Annotated in this window: 12 protein-coding genes; all 12 read right to left on the minus strand. The window is 71.8% G+C overall.

What is annotated here, in order from left to right; all coding sequences use genetic code 11:
* Positions 1 to 528, minus strand: a 528-nt coding sequence (locus QH270_RS28200) for a cell division protein FtsQ/DivIB (RefSeq protein ID WP_280347074.1), incomplete at its 3' end; no start/stop codon positions are given.
* Positions 525 to 1,967 (minus strand): UDP-N-acetylmuramate--L-alanine ligase, encoded by a 1,443-nt coding sequence (murC, locus tag QH270_RS28205; protein ID WP_280347083.1) that lies wholly within the window; start codon positions 1,965 to 1,967, stop codon positions 525 to 527. The genes QH270_RS28200 and murC, both read right to left, overlap by 4 nt.
* Positions 1,968 to 2,032: 65 nt before the next feature.
* Entirely contained in the window at positions 2,033 to 3,148 is a 1,116-nt protein-coding gene (murG, locus tag QH270_RS28210) for an undecaprenyldiphospho-muramoylpentapeptide beta-N-acetylglucosaminyltransferase (RefSeq protein WP_280347075.1), read from the minus strand.
* Positions 3,145 to 4,563, minus strand: coding sequence for a putative lipid II flippase FtsW (gene ftsW / locus QH270_RS28215; protein ID WP_280347076.1), 1,419 nt, complete (start codon positions 4,561 to 4,563; stop codon positions 3,145 to 3,147). Before ftsW ends, murG begins: the two co-directional genes overlap by 4 nt.
* Positions 4,560 to 5,996 carry a UDP-N-acetylmuramoyl-L-alanine--D-glutamate ligase gene (murD, locus tag QH270_RS28220; RefSeq protein WP_280347084.1) on the minus strand — a complete coding sequence of 479 codons (1,437 nt, stop codon included), beginning with the start codon at positions 5,994 to 5,996 and terminating at the stop codon, positions 4,560 to 4,562. Before murD ends, ftsW begins: the two co-directional genes overlap by 4 nt.
* 50 nt (positions 5,997 to 6,046) lie before the next feature.
* Positions 6,047 to 7,123 (minus strand): phospho-N-acetylmuramoyl-pentapeptide-transferase, encoded by a 1,077-nt coding sequence (mraY, locus tag QH270_RS28225; RefSeq protein WP_280347077.1) that lies wholly within the window; start codon positions 7,121 to 7,123, stop codon positions 6,047 to 6,049.
* Complete coding sequence (locus tag QH270_RS28230; RefSeq protein ID WP_280347078.1) at positions 7,120 to 8,619, minus strand: UDP-N-acetylmuramoyl-tripeptide--D-alanyl-D-alanine ligase; 1,500 nt, start codon at positions 8,617 to 8,619, stop codon at positions 7,120 to 7,122. Before QH270_RS28230 ends, mraY begins: the two co-directional genes overlap by 4 nt.
* Positions 8,616 to 10,286, minus strand: coding sequence for a UDP-N-acetylmuramoyl-L-alanyl-D-glutamate--2,6-diaminopimelate ligase (locus QH270_RS28235; RefSeq protein ID WP_280347079.1), 1,671 nt, complete (start codon positions 10,284 to 10,286; stop codon positions 8,616 to 8,618). Before QH270_RS28235 ends, QH270_RS28230 begins: the two co-directional genes overlap by 4 nt.
* Positions 10,287 to 10,390: 104 nt before the next feature.
* Positions 10,391 to 12,274, minus strand: coding sequence for a peptidoglycan D,D-transpeptidase FtsI family protein (locus QH270_RS28240; RefSeq protein ID WP_280347080.1), 1,884 nt, complete (start codon positions 12,272 to 12,274; stop codon positions 10,391 to 10,393).
* A complete protein-coding gene (locus QH270_RS28245; RefSeq protein WP_280347081.1) occupies positions 12,271 to 13,299 on the minus strand; it encodes a hypothetical protein in 1,029 nt (342 codons plus the stop codon). The genes QH270_RS28240 and QH270_RS28245 overlap by 4 nt, the downstream gene beginning before the upstream one ends.
* Complete coding sequence (rsmH, locus tag QH270_RS28250; protein ID WP_280347082.1) at positions 13,296 to 14,294, minus strand: 16S rRNA (cytosine(1402)-N(4))-methyltransferase RsmH; 999 nt, start codon at positions 14,292 to 14,294, stop codon at positions 13,296 to 13,298. The genes QH270_RS28245 and rsmH overlap by 4 nt, the downstream gene beginning before the upstream one ends.
* 182 nt (positions 14,295 to 14,476) lie before the next feature.
* Positions 14,477 to 14,908, minus strand: coding sequence for a division/cell wall cluster transcriptional repressor MraZ (mraZ, locus tag QH270_RS28255; protein ID WP_110040885.1), 432 nt, complete (start codon positions 14,906 to 14,908; stop codon positions 14,477 to 14,479).
* Positions 14,909 to 15,286: the final 378 nt, after the last annotated feature.

Here is a 15,286-nt window from a genome sequence, read left to right on the forward strand (position 1 = left end):
GGCCCCCCCCCCGCCGCGCCCCCCCCCCGGGGCGCGCCCCCGCCCCCCCCCCCCCGGCCCGCCGCCCGCCCCCCCCGCGGGTCCGGTGAAAGACCCCTCGGTGAGCAATTTCGGCACCCCGATCGGCGGCGCGGGCTCGATCGCGAATTCGACGCTCTCGGCGTCGATCAGGTGCGCGCCGTCCGGTGATTCGAAGTACAGCACCGGTGTTCGCTCCACCACCGTCACCAGCACGGTGGAGGGGAACTTGCGCTGCACCCGCACCGAACGCACCTTCGGGATCTGGGCCACACGCTGGGCGATCGCGGTGGTGTCGATGCGCAACATCGAACGGCCGTCCGGGATTTCGAGCCGCCCGCGGACCTCCTGCTCCGGCACCGCCGCCAAGCCGTCGACGCGCACCGTGCGCACCGACAGCACCGGGGTGAACCAGGCGAGCACGACGAGCACCGTCACCACGAGCAACCCGACCACCGTCCAGAGGCGGTAGCCGCGCCACCCGCGCGCGGCGGGCATCGGCAATCTCACCGGCCGCCCTGCTGCGGCCGGGCCCGGAGGCCGTCGAGGATCTGGTTGCCGAGCATGGTGACGTCGCCGGCGCCCATGGTGATCACCACGTCGCCGGGCTGGGCCAGCGCGGCGACCTGCCTGCCGACCTTGGACATATCCGGCTGGTAGTGCACGGGTTCGGTGACCGCCTGCGCCACGAGCGCGCCGTTGACGCCCGGCAGCGGTTCCTCGCGCGCGCCGTACACATCCAGCACCACGACCTCGTCGGCCAGGCTCAGCGCGGCGCCGAACTCGGTGGCGAAGGTGGCGGTGCGGCTGTACAGGTGCGGCTGGAACACCACGATCACGCGGCCCCGCCGGGTGCGGGCGCCGTCGCGGGCCTCCTGCTCGACCAGCTGGGCCGCGGCCTCGAGCACCGCGCGCACCTCGGTGGGATGGTGGGCGTAGTCGTCGAAGACGCGCACGCCGTTCTCCCGGCCGGTGAACTGGAAGCGGCGGTGCACGCCGCCGAAGCCCTCCAGACCCTGCACGATCTCGTCGACATCGGCGCCGGTCGCCTTGGCGGCGAGCAGGGCGGCCAGCGCGTTGAGCGCCATGTGCCGACCCGGCACCGACAGCCGCACCGTGCGCGGGGTGTGCTCCCCCGCGAGCTGGAATTCGACGATCCCGCCGACATCGCGCGGCTGCCACGCGACGAGCCGGGCGCCGACCGGGACCGGTGCGTCGGCCAGCTCGCCGGAGCCGTAGCCGAGGACCTCGACGCCGCGCTCGCGCAGTCGCGGCGCGACCCGGTGCGCCAGTGCCAGCGAACCGGGGTCGTCCAGGCACACCACCAGCAGGCCGCCGGGGGCGAGGCGATCGGCGAAATCGTCGAAGACCTGGATGTAGGCCTCGTCGGTGCCGAAGAAGTCGAGGTGATCGGATTCGATATTGGTGACCACGGCGACGTCGGGGTCGTATTGCAGCAGCGAGCCGTCGGATTCGTCGGCCTCGGCCACGAAGACGTCACCGCTGCCGTGGTGGGCGTTGGTGCCCGCCTCGTTGAGCTCGCCGCCGACCGCGAACGACGGATCGGCACCGCAGTGCTGCAGCGCCACGATCAGCATCGAGGTGGTGGAGGTCTTGCCGTGCGTGCCCGAGACCAGCAGCGTCTTGTGGCCGCGCATGAGCGCGGCGAGCACGGTCGGGCGCAGCAGCACCGGGATGTTGCGCCGGTTCGCCTCGACCAGTTCCGGATTGGTCTTCGGAATGGCGGCGTAGGTGGTGACCACGACGGTGGGGCCGCCGGGCAGCAGGTCGAGGGCGTCGGCGTCGTGGCCGATGCGGACCTGCGCACCGCGCGCCCGCAGCGACAGCACGCCCCGGCTCTCGCGCGCGTCGGAACCGGAGACGGCGCCGCCACGGGAGAGCAGGATTCTGGCGATGCCGGACATCCCGGCGCCGCCGATACCGACCATGTGCACCCGTTCGAGCTCGGGCGGCAGGCCGGTGCCCGCGGCCTCGCTGATTCCGCTCGCGCCGTTCACCGGGCGACCTCGGTGACGATCCGGGCCACGGTGGCGGCCGCGTCGCGGTGGCCCGCGCCCGCGGCGGCGCGGCTCATCTCGGCGAGTCGGGCGGGGTCGAGCAGCAGCGGGATCACCTCGTCCATCACGTATTTCGGAGTCAGGTCGGCGTCGGCCACAATTCTGCCACCTCCCTGCGCCACCACGGGCCGCGCGTTGAACTCCTGCTCGCCGTTGCCGTGCGGCAGCGGCACGTAGAACGCGGGCAGCCCGACCGCCGACACCTCGGCCACGGTCATCGCGCCGGAGCGGCACACCACCGCGTCGGCGGCCGCGTAGGCCAGGTCCATCCGGGACAGGTACGGCACCGCGACATACGGCGCGTCGGCCTCGGCGGTGCTCACCTCGACGCTGTTCTTGGGGCCGTGCGCGTGCAGGACCGAGATCCCGGCGGCGGCCAGCTGCGGCGCGGCGCCCGAGACGGCCTCGTTGAGACTGCGCGCGCCCTGCGAGCCGCCGAACACCAGCAGCACCGGGCCCTCGGCGGGCAGCCCGAAGTGGGCGCGTGCCTCGGCGCGCAACGCGGCGCGGTCGAGCCCGGTGATCGAGGCGCGCACCGGAATGCCGACGACCTGGGCGTTCGCCAGGCCCGAATCGGGCACGGCGGCAAGCACCTTCGCGGCCAGCTTGGCGCCGACCTTGTTGGCGATCCCCGCCTTGGCATTGGCCTCGTGCACCACCACCGGGACGGCGCGCCGACGACCGAACAGCCCACCCCGCGCGGCGAGATAGGCGGGCAGCGCCACGTAGCCACCGAAGCCGATGATCACGTCGGCCTGCACCTCGTCGATGACGGCCCTGGTCCGCCGCACCGAAGCCAGCACCCGGCCGGGCAGCCGCAGCAGATCGGCGGAGGGCTTGCGCGGCAACGGGACCGGCGGGATCAGCTCGAGCGGGTACCCGCGTTCGGGGACCAGCTTCGTCTCCAGGCCGCGCTCGGTTCCCAGTGCGGTGACCCGGATCGACGCGTCGAGCGTGCGGAGCGCGTCGGCGACGGCCAGCGCGGGTTCGATATGCCCTGCGGTGCCGCCGCCGGCGACGATCACCGACAACCCGGAGCGCGGGTGACTCACTTGGATCTACCTCGTTCTTTCGCGTGTGGCATCGGGTAGGTCGGTTCCCATGCCCGGGTCGACCGTAACGAACTGGTGCCGCGGCTCTGCGGGGCGCGGCGGCGGCGCGGGGCCGGTGCCTCGCGCCGGGCCGCCGGGCGCGGCCGCTCGGCCTTGGCCTTCGGGGTGGCGCGGCGCGGGGCGTCGGCCTTGAACGGCGTGTACACGTCGGGCACCGGCAGGCGCAGCATCCGGCTCACCCGGCCGTCCTGGCCGGCTTGCAGCGCCGAGATCGCTTCCGGTTCGTGCCGGGCGGCGCTGGCGATGATGCCGAACATGAACAGGGTGATGGCCAGCGACGAACCACCGGCGGAGACCAGCGGCAGCTGCAGGCCGGTCACCGGCAGCAGGCCGACGACGTAGCCGATGTTGATCAGTGCCTGGGCGGTGATCCAGGTGGTCGCGGTGGCGGTGAGCAGCCGCAGGAACGGGTCGACCGAGCGCAGCGCGATCCGGATGCCGGTATAGACGAACAGCGCGAACAGCGCGAGTACCGCCATGCAGCCGAGGAAGCCGAGTTCCTCGCCGATGATGGCGAAGATGAAGTCGTTGTGCGAGTTGGGCAGGTAGCTCCACTTCGCCCGGCTCTGCCCCAGCCCGCGACCGAGGATGCCGCCGTCGGCGAGGGAGTACTTGGCCTGCCTGGCCTGATAGTTCACGCCCTGCGGATCGTCGCCGGGGTTGAAGAAGGCGCGCACCCGGTCGGAGCGGTAACCGGCCGACAGCGCCAGGATCGAGGCGGCGACCAGGCCGCTGACCATGATCCCGACGAACAGCCGCACCGGCAGCCCGCCGAACCAGAGCAGCGCCATCAGCACGATGCCCAGCGCGATGGTGGTCGACAGGTTCGGTTCCAGCACCACGAGCAGGCACACCAGCAGACCGGCCGGCACCAGCGGCACGAGCAGGTCCTTGAGCTGGGCGCCGCGCCGCGAGGCGAGTAGATGGGCGCCCCACACCACCAGCGTCACCTTGACGACCTCGGAGGGCTGGATGGACAGCGGGCCGATGTCGAACCAGCGCCGGGCGCCGCCGTGGACGGCGCCGATGCCCGGGATCAGCACCAGGACCAGCGCGATCACCGAGAGACTGAAGATCGGGAACGACCACTGCCGCAGCAACCGCAGGGGCAGGCGCAGCGCGATGTAGAACGCGACGGCGCCCAGCCCGGCGAACATGGCCTGCTGGATGAACAGCGCGTACGCCGACCCACCACCGGCATAGGCCTCGACGCTCGACGCCGACAACACCATCACCAGACCGAGCACGGTCAGCAGCGTGGCGATGGTGACGACCAGATGGAAGGACGCGAGCGGACGGGCCAACCAAGCGCCGAAGCGCTCCCCCGCCCATCCCGTTCGCCGCGTCTCCGTCATAGGGCCCGCCCGATGTCACCGTCTTCCAGTGCCGTCACCGCGTCCACGAAGCAGCGTCCGCGGTGGGTGTAGTCGTCGTACATGTCCAGGGAGGCCGCGGCCGGGGCGAGGAGCACGGTGTCTCCGGCGCGGGCCAGGCCCGCCGCGGCGCGGACCGCGCGGCCCATGACCGCTTCGGCACGCTGGGATCTCGACGACTCCATGTCTGCATCGTCTCCCGCGCCCAGCTCGATGACCGGGACTTCGGGCGCGTGTCGCGCCAACGCGGCCGCGATCACCGGCGCGTCGGCGCCGAAGAGCACCGCACCGACGAGCCGGTCGCCGACCTCTTCGACGAGGTCGTCGACGCTCGCGCCCTTGAGCAGCCCGCCCGCCAGCCACACCACGTGCGGGTGCGCCAGGATCGCGGCGCGGGCGGCATGCGGGTTGGTGGCCTTGGAATCGTCGATGAACTCGACACCGCCCAGTTCGCGCACGAACGCGGTGCGGTGCGGGCCCACCTTGTGCTCGGCCAGGCCCTCCTTCACGAACTGCGGGGCGACGTCGATCGCCCTGGTCAGCGCGGAGGCGGCGAGGGCATCGGCGATCCCGGCGGGGCCCTGCGGGCTGATGTCGGAGGTCTCGGCGAGGATGGCCGCCTTGGTGAACGCGCGGTCGAGCAGCTTGCCGTCGACCACGCCCAGCTCACCGTCGGCGGGCACGCCGATACGGAAGCCGACCGTGCGGCGCGCCTTGGCCTTGCGCGCGAGCGACCCGGCGACCGGATCGTCGAGACCGACGACGCCGACCCGGCCGGTCAGCGCGCGGGCCTTGGCCGCGGCGTAGGCGTCGAGGCCGCCGTGCCAGTCGAGATGGTCCTCGGCGACGTTGAGCACCACGCCGGCCTCGGGCCGCACCGACGGCGCCCAGTGCAGCTGGAACGAGGACAGTTCCACGGCCAGCACCTGCGGGCCCGGATTGCGCCGCAGCGCGTCCAGGATCGGCAGTCCGATGTTGCCGCAGGCCACACTGGCGATCCCGGCGGCGCGCAGGATCGAGTGGGTCATCTGGGTGGTGGTGGTCTTGCCGTTGGTGCCGGTGATCACCAGCCACTTGCGGACCGGGCCGTAGATCCTGGCCTGATCGACCCACCAGGCGAATTCGACGTCACCCCAGACCGGGATGCCCTCGGTGACGGCCGAGACCAGCACCGGCGAATCGGGCCGCCAGCCCGGACTGGTGATCACCAGCGCGAAGCGGCTCAGATCGGCGTTCTCCAGCTCGACGCTGGTGGCGACCTCGAGACCCAGTTCGGCCGCCTCGGCCAGCGCCTTGGCGCCGCTGTCGGTGACCACCGGGTGCGCGCCGATATCGCGCAGCGGTTCGATCAGCGAGCGCCCGGAGACGCCCCAGCCCGCGACCAGAACGTCACGGCCACGCAGGAATTCGAGCATCGGGCCCGGGGAGCGCAACGCGCGGGGAGAGTGTTCGACCATGTCCGTCCTCACCCGACCTGCGAAAGATATTCGCTGTAGAACAGTCCGAGACCCACGGCGGCGGCGATGCCTGCCAGGATCCAGAACCTGATGATCACCGTGGTTTCGGCCCACTTGCTCAATTCGAAGTGGTGATGGAACGGCGCCATCTTGAACAACCGGTTACGGGTGGTGCGGAACACCGCGACCTGCAGCACCACCGACGCCGCCTCGGCGACGAACAGCGCGCCGATGACGACCATCAGCAGCTCGGTGCGGGTGGTGATCGAGAGCCCGGCGAGCATACCGCCCAGGGCCAGCGAACCGGTGTCGCCCATGAAGATCTTGGCCGGCGCGGCGTTCCACCACAGGAAGCCGATGCACGCGGCGGCCGCGGCGGCGCACACCAGCGCCAGGTCCAGCGGGTCGCGCACGTTGTAGCAGCCCGCCTCGGGGGCGGTCGAGCACGCGTTGCGGTACTGCCAGAAGGTGATGATCACGTAGGCACCGAGCACCAGGCTCATCGAGCCCGCCGCCAGCCCGTCCAGGCCGTCGGTCAGGTTGACCGCGTTGGACCAGGCCACCACGAGCAGACACACCAGGATGACGAACACGATCGCGCCCAGCGACACCGTCGAGATGTCGCGCACGTAGGAGATGTGCTTGCTGCCGGGCGTGAGCCCGTTCTCCCCGCGGAACTGCAGCACCAGCACCGCGAAGATCACGGCGGCGCCGATCTGGCCGATGTACTTGCCCGCCGCCGACAGGCCGAGGTTGCGCTGCTTGCGCAGCTTGATGAAGTCGTCGAGGAACCCGACGACACCCAGCGCGGTGGTGAGCCCGAGCACCAGCATGCCCGAGGCCGTCGGCCCCTCGGCGTTGTAGCCGATGCCGATCAGGTGCGAGCCGAGATAGCCCGCCCACATGCCGATCAGGATCGCGACACCGCCCATGGTGGGGGTTCCGCGCTTGGCCTGGTGGCTGGCCGGTCCGTCGACCCGGATCTCCTGGCCGAAGCCCTGCCTGGCGAAGACCCGGATCAGCAACGGCGTCAACAGGATCGACACCGCCAGTGCGATCCCCGCCGCGAAAAGAATCTGCCTCATCGAGTGGCCTCCGTGCTACCTTCCCCTGCCCTGGTCAGGTGCTCGGCGACGGCCCACAGGCCGACCGCCTTCGACGCCTTGACCAGTACCACATCGCCCGCGGCGATCTCGTCGTCGAGCAGCGCGATCGCCGCATCGATATCGGGCACGAGGACCGACTCCTCGCCCCATGAGCCTTCCATCACCGCGCCCTGGTGCATTCCCCGGGATGGCCGTCCGGTGCCGACCACGATCAATCGGTCGACGTCGAGCCGGACCGCGAGGCGGCCGATCGCGTCGTGTTCGATCACCGAGGTGTCGCCGAGCTCGCCCATCTCCCCGAGGACGGCCCAGCTGCGGCGCGGCTCGTCGCCCGCCTTGGCCAGGGTGACCAGCGCCTTGAGCGCGGCCCGCACCGAATCGGGATTGGCGTTGTAGGAATCGTTGATGACGGTCACCCCGTCGGCCGTGGTACGCACGTCCATGCGGCGCGCCGAGGCGGCGGTGGCGCCGGACAGCGCCGCCGCGATCGTCGCGAGGTCGGCGCCGCACTCCAGCGCGACGGCGGCCGCGGACAGCGCGTTGCCGACCTGGTGCTCGCCGTGCACGGCCAGCTGGACAGGCACGGACTGCCCGCCCGCGTGCAGGGTGAACCGGGCGCGGGCCTGCTCGTCGGTGACCACGTCGGTGGCGCGGATGTCGGCGTCACCGGACAGGCCGACCATGACCACCCGCGCCTTCGTCCGCGACGCCATGGCGGCCACATTCGGGTCGTCGGCGTTGAGAACGGCCAGGCCGTCGGCGGGCAGGGCCTCGACCAGCTCGCCCTTGGTCTGGGCGATGGCCTCGCGGCTGCCGAATTCGCCCAGGTGGGCGGTGCCGACATTGAGGACGACGCCGATCCGCGGTGGGGCGATCCTGGCGAGCGCGGCGATGTGGCCGGGCCCGCGGGCGGAGAGCTCGAGCGCGAGGAACCTGGTGTCCGCGCCGGCGCGCAGCGCGGTCCACGGGTGGCCGAGTTCGTTGTTGAAGGAACCGGGCGGCGCGACCACCGGGCCCAGCGGCGCCAGCACGGCGGCCAGCAGATCCTTGGTCGAGGTCTTGCCGGAGGAACCGGTGACCCCGACGACGGTGAGGCCGGTGCGCTCGGCCAGCCGCTCGGTGCTGACCCGCGCCAGCTCGGCGAGGGCGGCCAGCACGGCGGCGCCGGAGCCGTCGCTGTCGTGGCTGAGCGCGACCGAGGTCGCCGGGACCGAGCCGGGCTCGGGACGCACGACGATCGCGGGCACCCCGACCGGCCGGGCGGCCAGCACGGCGACCGCGCCCGCGGCCACCGCGTTCGCGGCGAAATCGTGTCCATCGGAGGTCGCGCCCGGCAGCGCGAGGAACAGATCACCGGAACCGATTCGGCGCGAATCGAATTCGACCGAACCGGTCACCAGGGCCTGGGGGTCGGGTACGTCGTGCAGCTCGCCGCCGACGACGTCCGCGATCTCCCGCAGTGTCATCTCGATCATGAAACCGTCAAGTCCTCCGAGTCCGTCTGCGGACTGTGTCGTGTCTGCAGGGTTTCCAGCGCCGCCGCGACCACCTCGCGGTCGTCGAAGGGATGCTTGACGCCCTGGATCTCCTGTCCCGCCTCGTGGCCCTTGCCCGCGATGAGCACCACGTCGCCGGAACGCGCCCAGGCGAGGGCGGCGGCGATGGCCGCCGCGCGGTCCCCGATCTCGCGGATCTCGCCGCGGTCGGAGTCCGGGAGTTCGTGCGCACCGGCCACCACGGCGGCCCTGATGGCCGCCGGGTCCTCGGTGCGGGGATTGTCGTCGGTGACGATCAGCAGGTCGGCGCCGCGCGCGGCGGCCGCCCCCATCAGCGGGCGCTTGGCCGCGTCCCGGTCGCCACCGGCGCCGACGACGACGGCCAGCCTGCCGTGTCCGGCCTCGGTGAGGTGGCCGCGCAGCGTGGCCACCACCGATTCGACCGCGGCGGGCTTGTGCGCGTAGTCGACGACGGCGAGGAAGTCCTGGCCGCGCTCGACCCGCTGCATCCGGCCCGGCACGTCGACGGTGGCCAGCGCGGGCGCGGCCACCGCCGGATCGACACCGGCGGCAGCGCAGGTCGCGACGGCGAGCAGCGCGTTGGCGACGTTGTAGCGGCCGGGCAACCGCAGCCGCACGGTGAGTTCGCCGTCGGGTCCGGCGGCGGTGAATTCCTGCGCACCGCCGGTGGCCTGCACGGCACCGGCGACCTGCCAGGTGGCGGGGCCGCGATCGGCGGGCTCGGAGGCGGCGACGGTGCGTGACCCCGGAGCGCCCTCGGTCGCGGCGCCTTCGGGTACGGCGCCCACGGTCGACACCGTGATCGGTGCGGCCAGGTCACCGGCGAGGCGGGTACCCCATTCGTCGTCGACACAGATCACCGCGGTGCGCGCGGCGATCGGCGAATCCGCTTCGAAGAGTTTGCGTTTCGCGGCGAAGTAGTCCTCGAAGTCGGCGTGGAAGTCGAGGTGGTCCTGGGAGAGGTTGGTGAACGCGCCGACGGCGAAGCGCACGCCGTCGACCCGGCCGAGCGCGAGCGCGTGGCTCGACACCTCCATCACAACGGCCTGGACGCCCTGCTCGACCATCGCCGCGAACATCGCGTGCAGCTGCGGCGCCTCGGGCGTGGTGAGCGCGCTGGGCACCCGCCTGCCGCCGATGCGGGTCTCGATCGTGCCGATCAGGCCGGTGGACAGCCCCGCCGCGACCAGCCCTGCCTCCACGAGATAGGAGGTGGTGGTCTTGCCCGAGGTGCCGGTGATGCCGATGATGCGGAGCCGATCACTCGGGTGGCCGTAGATCTCGGCGGAGAGCTCGCCGAGCACGGCGCGCGGATTGTCGCGCACGAGCACCGGCACGGCGACCTCGCCGATCAGCGCGGCGCCCTCGGCGTCGGTGAACACGGCCACCGCGCCGCGGGCGATCGCGTCGGCGGCGAAGCGGGCGCCGTGCGAGGTGGCGCCGGGCAGGGCGGCGAACAGGTCACCGGGCCGCACGGCGTTGGACCGCTGCTCGATGCCGGTGACCGTCGGTTCGGTGGGTACCGGCGTCGCCGAGGTGGCGCCGGTGAGGTCCAGCAGGGCCCGCGGCGACGTCGACGGCGGCGTGGTGGGCCGGAGCGCGTGCGGGCTGGACTGCGCGGGCACAAGGCTCCTCTCTGAGAGTGATCGAGCGCGTGGGCGAGACGAGCAGTCAGGTTACCGACGCGCGGTGTCGGACGGACAACGCGGGTTGCGCCAAGGCGCGGGAGTCAGAGCCCCGCCTCCAGCACGAGCTGCTTGGGCTCCGGCGAGGGTGGCACACGGTCGCGCTGCAACGCCCAGGAGGCGATGGTGTGGAACAGCGGCGCTGCCGATCCACCACCGGTGCCGTCGGAGCTGCGGACCGGCGCGTCGAGCATCATGCCGATCACGTAGCGGGGATTGTCGGCGGGCGCCATGCCCGCGAAGGTGATGTAGTACGACGAGGTCGAATAGCACCGGCAGGCCGGGTCGACCTTCTGCGCGGTGCCGGTCTTGCCCGCCACCTGATAGCCCTCGATCGCGGCCTGCGGCCCGGTGCCCATCTGGTAGCCCATCGGGTCCTTCTGCACGGTGGCCTGGAAGATCGAGCGCAGCGTCGCGGCCGTCTGCGGGCTCACCACGCGCACGCCGTCGGGCTGCAGTTCCTCGGTGCGGGTGCCGTCGGGGGCGATCTTGGCCTTGACGATGCGCGGCGGGATACGCAGGCCGTCGTTGGCGATGGCCTGGTACATGCCGGTCATCTGCAGGGTCGTCATCGAAAGACCCTGGCCGATGGGCAGGTTCGCGAACGTACCGCCGGACCACTGGTCGCGCGCGGGCACCAGGCCGGGGCTCTCGCCGGGCAGGCCGATGCCGGTGCGCTTGCCGAGCCCGAAGCGGTCGATCATGTCGGCGAAGCGATCCTCGCCCACCCGCTGCGCGAGCATGAGAGTGCCCACGTTGGAGGACTTCCCGAAGATGCCGGTGGTCGTGTAGGGCGCGGTGCCGTGTTGCCAGGCGTCGTTGACGGTGACGCCCGACATCCGGATCGAGCCGGGCACCTGCAGCACCTCGTCGGGGTTGGTGAGCCCGTACTCGATGGCGGCGGCCGCGGTGATGATCTTGTTGACCGAGCCCGGTTCGAACGGTTCGGAGACCGAGGGGTTGCTCATGTTGGCCGAGGCCCAATGCTGAGGCCCCAGTGCGGGATTGAACGTGTTGTCATTGGCCATGGCCAGCACCTGGCCCGTCTTGGCGTCGAGCACCACCGCCGAGGCCGCCGACGCGCCGGACTGCTGCTTGGCCTGCTGCACCTGCTGCTGGACGAAGTACTGCATGTCCTCGTCGAGGGTGAGCTCGACACCGTATCCGTTCACCGCGGGCTGCTGGTCGCGGTAGCTGCCGGGGATCACCGCGCCATCGGAACCGCGGTCGTAGGTGCGGGAACCGTCGGTGCCGGCGAGCACCGAGTCCAGCGCGGATTCGAGACCGATCTGGCCGTGCCCGTCCCAGCCGGTCGCGCCGACCACATTGGCCGCCAGCACCCCGCCGGGATACTCCCGCAGATCCTGGCGCTCGGCGCCGACCTCGGGGAACTTGGCGACGATCTCGGCGGCCACCCGCGGATCGACATTGCGCGCGAGGTAGGTGAAGGTCTTGTCGCTGCGCAGCTTGTCCAGCAGCTCTTCCTCTTTCGGCGCGCCCGCGCCGAGTTTGTCGTGCACGAACTTCGCGATGTCCTTCAGCCGCTGCTCCGGATCGGGTGCGCTCGGCTTGGTCTTCTTGGCGTCGGCCAGCTGCTGCCGCACCCGGACCGGCTGGAAGTGCAGGGCTTTCGCGGTGATGGTGAAGGCGAGCCGGTTGCCGTTGCGATCGGTGATCGGTCCGCGCACCGCGGCCTCGGTCTCCTTGGTGGTGCGTTGCGAGGCCGCCTGCGCCGAGAGCGCGGGCGCGGCGATGCTCTGCACGTACAGCAGTTGCAGCGCGACCACCGCCAGCGAGGCCAGCAGGGTGACCCGGCCGACGCCGAGCCGCAACCGGATCGGCCGGTCCGGCGAGAGCGAGCGCGTGCGCCGGGCCCTCGACGAGACCGGCCCGCGACGCTGTCGCGACGCGGGCCCGCTCTGCCTCATCGACCGTCCTCCGGAGCGACGATCCGCGGTGTCTCACTCGGGGCGCCGGTCGGGCGGCCGGCCGGGCCCGGCGCGACACCCGGTGCGGGCGGCGGTGTGTCGGCGGGTAAGCCCTGCTCGGCGGGTGCGGCGACGTCGCCGGTGACGGGCTGACCGTCGGCCGGATTCGGCGCCTGACCATCGACCGGGGCCGACGACGCGGGAAGGCGGCCGTTGGCGGGTGCCATCGGCGCCGGGCCCGCGCCGTCCGCCGGGGCGAGCGGCGCGGGGGCCTGACCCTCGACGGGCGCCGTCCCTTCGGCCGGGGCCGGGGCGAGGGGCGCGGGTGCGACGGCCACCGCGGGTTGCGGCGCGACGGCCGGGGCCTGCGGCGCGACCGGTGCGCCACCGTTCGGGACACCGCCCGGCGACGCCGGTGCGGAGGCGGGCGCCTGGCTCGACGACGGGAGGCCGGGCTGCACCGGCACCACCCGCTCGCCCTGCGCCTGCGCGTGGCCGGGTGCCGGGCCGTTGGGGGTGGTGGTCGGCGGTGCGTTGAGCGGCGGCGCCGGCGCGCCCTGGGCGGGGCTCGGTGTCCCGATGACGGTCACCTCACCGCCGGCCCCGAGCACCAGCCGGGCCGGGTCCTTGGCGGGGATCATGCCGAGTTCCCGTGCCCGCGCGGCCAATTCGGGGGCCGAGTCGGCCGCGGCGACCTCGCGCTGCAGCGCGGCACGCTCGTCGGCGAGCTTGCGGTTGACGGCCCTGGCGTCGCCGAGCTGGTAGCTGTCCTCGGCGGCACGGGTGGTGAGCAGCAGGGTGAGCGCGAGACCGCAGCCGAGCAGACCGATGATCGCGGTGACGAAGGGGATCCGCCCGGCCATGCTCGATGCCCGCTCGGGCAACTCGATCCCGTCGAGCAGCTGCTCCCTGGTGCGCTTGCGCGCGTAGGCCCGCTGTGCGGCACCGGATTTCACCCGTTCGGCCGTCTCGGCGCGGCGGGCCGTCCGGCCCGGCACGGCGACGGTGCTCGTCCGCAGGCTCATCGTGTCCCCTCCTGTGTCCTCCCTGACCTCTCCGCGATCCGTTCGGCCGCGCGCATCCGCACCGGCGCGGATCGCGGATTGACCTCGATCTCGGACTCGGTCGCTTTCTCCGCGCCGCGGGTCAGCATCCGGAATTCCGGTCCCATGCCGGGCAATTCGACCGGCAGGTCCATCGGCGACCTGGATACGATGCGTGGCGCGAATTCCTGCTTGACCAGCCGGTCCTCCAGCGACTGGTACGACATGACGCAGATCCGCCCGCCCACGCGCAGCGCGTCGAGGGCCGCGGGCAGCGCCGCGCGCAGCGAATCGAGTTCCCCGTTGACCTCCACCCGCAGGGCCTGGAACGTGCGCTTGGCCGGATGTCCACCGGTGCGCCGCGCCGCGGCCGGGATGGTGTCGTAGAGCAGCTCGACCAGCTCGGCGCTGGTGGTGAACGGCTTGACCGCGCGCCTGCGCAGCACCTCGGAGGCGATCTTGCCCGCGAACCGTTCGTCGCCATAGGTTTTCAGCACCCGCGCCAGGTCACCGTGGCTGTAGGTGTTGAGCACGTCGGCGGCGGTCGGGCCGGTGGTCGGGTCCATCCGCATGTCCAGCGGCGCGTCGACGGAGTAGGCGAAGCCGCGATCGGCCTCGTCGAGCTGCATCGAGGACACCCCGAGATCCATCAGAATCGCTGAGACGGAACCGGTTTCGGGCAGATCCGCCTGCGCGAGCGCATCGGCGATGCCGTCGTAGCGGGTGTGCACCAGCGTGATCCGGTCGGCGTAGGGCGCGAGTCGTTCGCCGGCCAGCCGCAGCGCGGTGGTGTCGCGATCGAGCCCGACCAGGCGCGCGTTCGGGTAGGTGCGCAGGAAGTGTTCGGCATGCCCGCCGAGGCCGAGGGTCGCGTCGAGGTAGACCGCGCCCGGTTCGCTCAGCGCGGGGCCGAGCAGTTCGTCGGCTCGTTCGAGCAGGACCGGCACATGACGGGGGTTCTCGGTGTCATGGTTCACCTCGACCTCCCGGGATACTGCCTCGCGTCGCAGACGGGTCGCCTTGCCACACAGTGCTTTCGAATGAGATTTGCGATGAGCGAATGCGTCGAGGTCTCTGACCGAGGCGCGGCACCTGGCGTCGGGGAAGTACGTCAGGGTCCGCGCCCGGGCAGAGGCCTCGCAGCACTCGCGTGCTCCAGCTAGAAGATCCCGCCCAGCGACTCGTCTCTGGCTTGCGCGTAGTCCTCCTCGTGCTCGGCGAGGTAGGACTCCCACGCCTGCTTGTCCCATATCTCGAGGAAGTCGACCGAACCGATCACCACGCAATCCCGCGCGAGATTGGCGTAGCGCCGATGGTCCGGCGACAGCGTGATCCGGCCCTGTGCGTCCGGACGTTGCTCGTCGGTGCCCGCCGCCAGCGCGCGGACGAAAGCCCTTGCCTGCGGATTGCTTCGAGACGCCGCCGCGGCCCGCCGCGCGAGCGCGGTGAACTCGTCTTTCGGATACACGGCCAGGCTGTGGTCTTGACCTTTGGTGACCATCAACCCTCCCGCCAGATCGTCTCGGAACTTCGCAGGCAACGTCAGTCGCCCTTTGTCATCCAATCGGGGGGTGTAGGTACCGAGAAACATCCCGGCCACCTCCCTACTGGATCACCTCGCCGTACGGCCTCTCCTGTAGTGCGCGACCCACATTACCCCACTTTCCCCCACTTTCAATCGAAACCCTGGGTGATCCTGGTCCCCGCCAGCACAATTCCGCAGGTCATGTCAGCTATCACCGAGATTCGCGACTATCGCGTGTTCGGACAACCCGCGCGGGTCGGCAACCTGCGGTTCCGACAACGTTCAGCAAACTTCGCAGGTGCGACGGGCGCGAACGCGCGCCGCGACCGCACGCGGGGGCGCGGTGGGGAACGGTGGGGAAGGTGGGGGAACCGCCCTGATCACGACCTCATCGGGGGATCGGGCGCAGAAAAGGCGAAGGCGGCGCCGCACCCGACTGGGTGC

This window comes from Nocardia neocaledoniensis (assembly GCF_029868625.1).
Lineage (GTDB): Bacteria > Actinomycetota > Actinomycetes > Mycobacteriales > Mycobacteriaceae > Nocardia > Nocardia neocaledoniensis_A.